At 40.1% G+C, this 1,708-nt stretch carries 1 pseudogene; it reads left to right on the forward strand.

Features of this window, described 5'->3' with window-relative positions:
• Positions 1 to 1,708: pseudogene (locus RQM59_RS14370) on the forward strand (hypothetical protein); the annotation flags it as partial.

A 1,708-nucleotide genomic window follows, 5' to 3' on the forward strand; every position in this document is an offset into this window, starting at 1 on the left:
TACAAATTTCAATCTAATCGTACATCCATTACCTGTCTATGCTACTACAGATACGGTAGATCTTAAACAATGTGATGATGATACTGATGGTTTCTCTGACTTTAATCTTACTGAGGCCAATATCTTGATCTCTGCAGATCATACCAATGAAACATTTATATACTATCCCACACTTGCAGATGCGCAAGCAGATACGAATCCTATTGCCAATCCTATTGCCTTTACCAATAGAACTACTCCTACAGATATCGTATGGGCTAGAGCTATTACTGTAAACGGATGTTATAGAATTGCACAGATAAATCTTATTGTATCTACTACTGGAATTCCTGCTACCTTCGCTCGTACCTTTAATACCTGTGATGACTTCTTACCTACAGATGGGGTAACAGGAGCTAATGATGATACCGATGGAGTATCCGCTTTTAACTTTAGCTCGGTAGATGCGGATGTAAGAGCGCTATTCCCTGTAACACAACAATTAACAATAACATACTATAGAAACAATGCTGATGCACTAGCTGAGTTAAATGCTATTACGGATATTGCTAACTATCGTAATATTGGATATCCTGGATCGCAGTCTATCTATATCAGAGTAGATAGTAATCTAGATAATGGGTGTTTAGGATTTGGACCCTATATCACATTAAATGTAGATCCGGTGCCTGTTGCAAATCCTGTGGGGGATTATGCACTGTGTGAAACACTCGATGATGGGGATGGTACTAATGGGATCATTCAAACTTTTGATCTTGAGAGTCAAACCGCTACTATTCTAGGAACTCAGAACCCAGCTAACTATACCGTGACCTATCACGCTTCGGCTGCCGAAGCCCTTAGCGGTGCCAATAGCTTAGCTTCGCCATATACAAACACCACTAGAGATAGACAAACTATATATGTCAGAGTGACTGGTAGTAGTGCTGGTTGTTTTACAAATCATACCTCCTTTGATATTGTTGTAGATCCTTTACCAGTAGCTAACTTTGTTGCTGATCTTGAGATCTGTGATGATAACTCCGACGGATCGGCTCGTAATGGATTCTCTCAAAGTATTGATCTAGAAAGTCAAACTGCAGGAATTCTAGGTACACAAGACCCAACTCAGTTTACAGTTACCTATCACAGGAATCTTACTGAGGCACAAGCAGGTACCAACCCTCAACTAAGTCCATTCTCTAATACAACACCTAACAGGCAAACCATATATGTCAGAGTATACAACTCGGTAACACAATGTGCTAACGGGATCTCTAACTTTGATGTCGTGGTAAACCCGGAACCGATATTTGATACGGTATCAAACCTGAGTGTATGTGATGATGATGCTGATGGGGATGATGCTAATGGATTTGTTCAGGACATTGACCTGAATAGTCAGATCCCTGATATATTAGGTCCTACACAAGATCCTGATGACTTTAATGTTACATTCCATGAATCTCAAGCAGAGGCTACATCGGGTATGAATCCTTTTGCTAATCCCTTTAGTAATACCATTGCTGGGCAACAGACCATATATGTACGGATACAAAACAAAGCGACTGGATGTGTCAATGATGATGCTAACTTTGAAGTGATTGTAAATCCTCTACCAGACTTTCAGGTAACAACTCCACAGATCGTATGTAACAACGGGCCCAGTATTACCATCAGTGTAGAAAACCCTGGAGATATATATGATTATGTATGGACTGATCCTGAT

Origin of the sequence: Asprobacillus argus (assembly GCF_032248395.1) — a bacterium.
GTDB classification, from domain to species: Bacteria; Bacteroidota; Bacteroidia; order Flavobacteriales; family Flavobacteriaceae; genus Polaribacter; species Polaribacter argus.